Raw genomic sequence first — 3,209 nt, forward strand, 5'->3', positions numbered from 1 at the left:
CCCTCAACGCCCACAACCGCATGCCCTTCGAAGGCAAGAAACGCAAGAGCCTGCCCAAACGCGAACTCCGAGCCACCCACGACTCCGACTATCTTGAACAACTCCTCTCCCTAATGTAGGGACCCTGCGGCGGCCATGCCGTTTTTGCCATTGTCTTCGTGACTCTCTCGATCCAAGGGGCGTGGTCGCCATAGGGAACCGATCCTTTGCCCGCGTAAAACCGCAGCAACTTCGCGCTGCGCTCGATGGCGAGGTCGATGGCCGGAGGCGCATCTTCACAAACCATTTTGGAGTTGTCAGCAGGCTGGGACTGAGGGTGAGATCGACGGATTTTAATTTTCGCCAGGAAACACCGCGCCGGGTTCGGTGCCGCGCCACGGTGCCATCTTGCTGTCGTCAAATAAGGCTTCATGCGAGCCAAACCGAGACGAAACAGGGCGCTTTGTTTCGGATTTCCTCTGAATCAAGCTCCAGCAATGTAACTTATGTTTAAAAAATAGCGCCCCGGGCAAGCCGGAATCCTCCGAAGTTCCTGCTTGCTTCGGGTTTTGACCGGAATACATTTTGAGCGTTCTCTCCGGTTCACGCCGGCGGGTCCATACAAACCGGGGCGCTTGCCCCATCCATAAAAAAAGATACATAAAACCATAAAACCATGAAAACTAACTACAAAATGCGTCGTGGCTTCACTCTCGTGGAGCTTCTCGTCGTTATCGTCATCATCGCGGCACTCGCCGGCCTCACCGCTCCCATGGTGATCCGCCAGCGCAATAAGGCCAATCAAACGGAAGCCGTGAGCAATGCCCGCCAAGTCGGATTCGCCATGTTCGAATTTGAAACCGAATACGGCAGTTTCCCGGATCCGGCTCTTGGTGAAACCATCAACACCAGCGTCGGAGGCGACTTGGTTGCGCCTTCCACCATTTCGTCTTCAAATGACGCGTTCACCCAGTTGCTTGCGGCAGGGATCGCCACTTCGGAGCAAATGTTTTTCTGTAAAACGGGGTATTCGACATTAAAGGGGGACAACGTTTTCACCAAAAAGGAGGATGCCCTTAAAAAGGGCGACGTAGGTTTCGGATACTTGATGGGAACCGGCAACAAGGCCTTCAGTGCGTCCGGCAACTCGGGCCGCGTCCTGATTGCCACTCCGCTCAAATATTCGGGTTCATTCACCGCGAAGCAATTTGATAAAGATGCTTATGACTCCAAGGCGGTGGTCTTGAAAATGGACAACAGCGTCACCTCCCTTCAAATCAACAAAGACGGGGAAGCCGTTCTTGGTGGTACCAAGAAGCTCTTCGATCAAGGTACCGACACTGTGTGGGGTGAAGGCGTCACACCGACCATGGTCAATCCGCTTCCTAAATAATCCATCACATTCCGCGGAATTCATCCAGCCGGGCGGTCCTTCGGGGCCGCCCGGTTTTTTTGTTGCCCGGCGGGAAATCATGGGCGAAGGGTCGCCATCCACCATGTCCGAGCCAGAAACCAAGCCATCGCGGGCATTTTTGCCATATCCCGTATCGACGCTCAGCCCGCCGATCATCCCGAACGACCTCACCTCGTTCAAATCCCGCGGCATTTCCCAAGTCGAGCGTGACCTCCAGCAGAAGCTCATCGAAATCCGCGAAACCTACCTCGCCACCATCGACCACTTCAACTGGAACAAACTCGTCTATGAGGCGGAGATCCAGTTCGAGCCAATCATCGGCGGGATCTATCACCTCTACGAGATGCGCGGGCGCAAACTGCTTTCCATGATCGGCCCGGACGAGTGGCCGCAGAAGCACCTCGCCACGGTCCGGCTCAACATGGACCGGCAGTGGAAAATCGTCGAAACCGGCTCCGGCGTGGATTCCCGCGAGCTTTTCGGCAGTGTGGAAATGTGAAGGCCGCCTATCCGCGTTTCCGCTCCAGCAGGACGAGCATCATGAAGGAGAGGAACAAATTCAGTTCCTCGCGCGCGGTCATTTCGCCGAGTTTCTCGATTTGGAAACGGCCCTCCCAGAACGCGGGCTGCTTGGTCAGCCGCATCGCCGGAGCACCGCTGCTGCGGTTTGCCAGATAGCTCGGGTGCAGGAAATAACCGCTGAACATGCCGACGATCGGGATGTCGCTGACGATTGAATCCGCCACCTTGATCCAGGCGTTTTCCTCCCGAATCGAGAAGTCCGGCGAGTTGTCGCCGGGATTGAACGTCTCGTAATGCGCCTTCCAGATCGAGCGCCAGCCGCGGCGGCCGACGCTCCCGATCGCTCCGCCGGCGGCATCCGTGGAATGGTAGCGGGCGGACCAGTCGATCATTTGGTTCGCCTTGATCTCGGCGAGGCGTGTGCCCTGCGATTTGTCCGTCCAGATTTCCACGTGTTCGCGGAATTTGAAGAGCTTCTGTTTGGTGTAGAGAATCGTGCGGCCGGTGGCGTCGGTCACCGTCGCCTGGCTGGCGAGCGCGAGCACTTTGAAGGACAGCGTAAGCGGATATTGGATGCCGTGGAGCTGGCGGGAAATGTCATCGGTCGCCGGAATCGTGGGGATGGCCGGCGGCGCATAGGGGTTCGGTGTTTCCATGGGCGGGAGGTATTTCAGATTCGGGACAAAGCCAAGTCTGGTCATACAGCTTACAAAGTTCTTGATTTGTTTTGAATTTGGCAAATATTCAAAGCATGAAGCTGACTTGTGATGCCACGATGCCAAAAACACCCGCGGATTTCCGCAAGGGCGCGGATGTCTTCAAGGCGCTGAGCAATCCCAACCGGTTGCTGATCGTCGATGCGCTCGGCCGGGGCGAACACTGCGTGGCGGATCTCACGAAGCTGGTGGGCTTGGATATTTCCACCGTGTCGAATCATTTATCGGTGCTTCGCAGCGTCGGGATCGTCGCCGACGAGCGACGAGGGACGCAGGTGTTCTACACGCTGAAGAATCCGTGCGTGCTGAACATCTTCTGCTGCCTCGATGATTTCCACGCCGACAAGATTTGATCATTTTCGCCCAATACTTTGAAACTTTCCAAAATCTAAAACCATCAAACAAATCCAAATCCTCGGAACCGGTTGCGCCAAGTGCAACAACCTCACCGCCGTCGCTGAAGCCGCCGCCAAATCAACCGGCGAGCCCTACACGCTCGAAAAAATCACTGACATCCGCCAGATCATGAGCTTCGGCGTGATGACCACTCCGGCGTTGGTGATCGACGGAAAAGTGAT

6 protein-coding genes are annotated in these 3,209 nt (G+C 56.0%); 4 read left to right on the forward strand and 2 right to left on the reverse strand.

Annotated elements, in window-relative coordinates:
* Window positions 1-88: 88 nt before the first annotated feature.
* Window positions 89-412 carry a DUF6288 domain-containing protein gene (locus AC4DF4_RS18385; RefSeq protein WP_490049551.1) on the reverse strand — a complete coding sequence of 108 codons (324 nt, stop codon included), beginning with the start codon at window positions 410-412 and terminating at the stop codon, window positions 89-91.
* A gap of 243 nt (window positions 413-655) precedes the next feature.
* Between AC4DF4_RS18385 and AC4DF4_RS18390 the strand changes: the two genes are divergently transcribed.
* A complete protein-coding gene (locus AC4DF4_RS18390; RefSeq protein WP_490049552.1) occupies window positions 656-1,372 on the forward strand; it encodes a type II secretion system protein in 717 nt (238 codons plus the stop codon).
* A 139-nt stretch (window positions 1,373-1,511) separates the two neighbouring features.
* Window positions 1,512-1,892: a DUF2452 domain-containing protein gene (locus tag AC4DF4_RS18395; protein ID WP_490049553.1), complete on the forward strand. Its 381-nt coding sequence runs from the start codon at window positions 1,512-1,514 to the stop codon at window positions 1,890-1,892.
* A gap of 7 nt (window positions 1,893-1,899) precedes the next feature.
* On the opposite strand, the gene AC4DF4_RS18400 is transcribed toward AC4DF4_RS18395, so the two are convergent.
* A complete protein-coding gene (locus tag AC4DF4_RS18400) occupies window positions 1,900-2,571 on the reverse strand; it encodes an LURP-one-related family protein (RefSeq protein ID WP_490049554.1) in 672 nt (223 codons plus the stop codon).
* 95 nt (window positions 2,572-2,666) lie between these two features.
* Between AC4DF4_RS18400 and AC4DF4_RS18405 the strand changes: the two genes are divergently transcribed.
* Complete coding sequence (locus AC4DF4_RS18405) at window positions 2,667-2,984, forward strand: ArsR/SmtB family transcription factor (protein WP_490049555.1); 318 nt, start codon at window positions 2,667-2,669, stop codon at window positions 2,982-2,984.
* A 58-nt stretch (window positions 2,985-3,042) separates the two neighbouring features.
* The coding region (locus AC4DF4_RS18410) for a thioredoxin family protein (protein ID WP_490049556.1) at window positions 3,043-3,209 on the forward strand (167 nt) is incomplete at its 3' end.

The sequence above is a fragment of the Luteolibacter sp. genome (assembly GCF_058122085.1).

What these genes read in the sequence shown, in the direction of transcription:
- AC4DF4_RS18385 (WP_490049551.1), bottom strand. Translation starts at nt 412, where the DNA reads ATGAAGCCTTATTTGACGACAGCAAGATGGCACCGTGGCGCGGCACCG.
- AC4DF4_RS18390 (WP_490049552.1), top strand. Translation starts at nt 656, where the DNA reads ATGAAAACTAACTACAAAATGCGTCGTGGCTTCACTCTCGTGGAGCTT.
- AC4DF4_RS18400 (WP_490049554.1), bottom strand. Translation starts at nt 2,571, where the DNA reads ATGGAAACACCGAACCCCTATGCGCCGCCGGCCATCCCCACGATTCCG.
- AC4DF4_RS18405 (WP_490049555.1), top strand. Translation starts at nt 2,667, where the DNA reads ATGAAGCTGACTTGTGATGCCACGATGCCAAAAACACCCGCGGATTTC.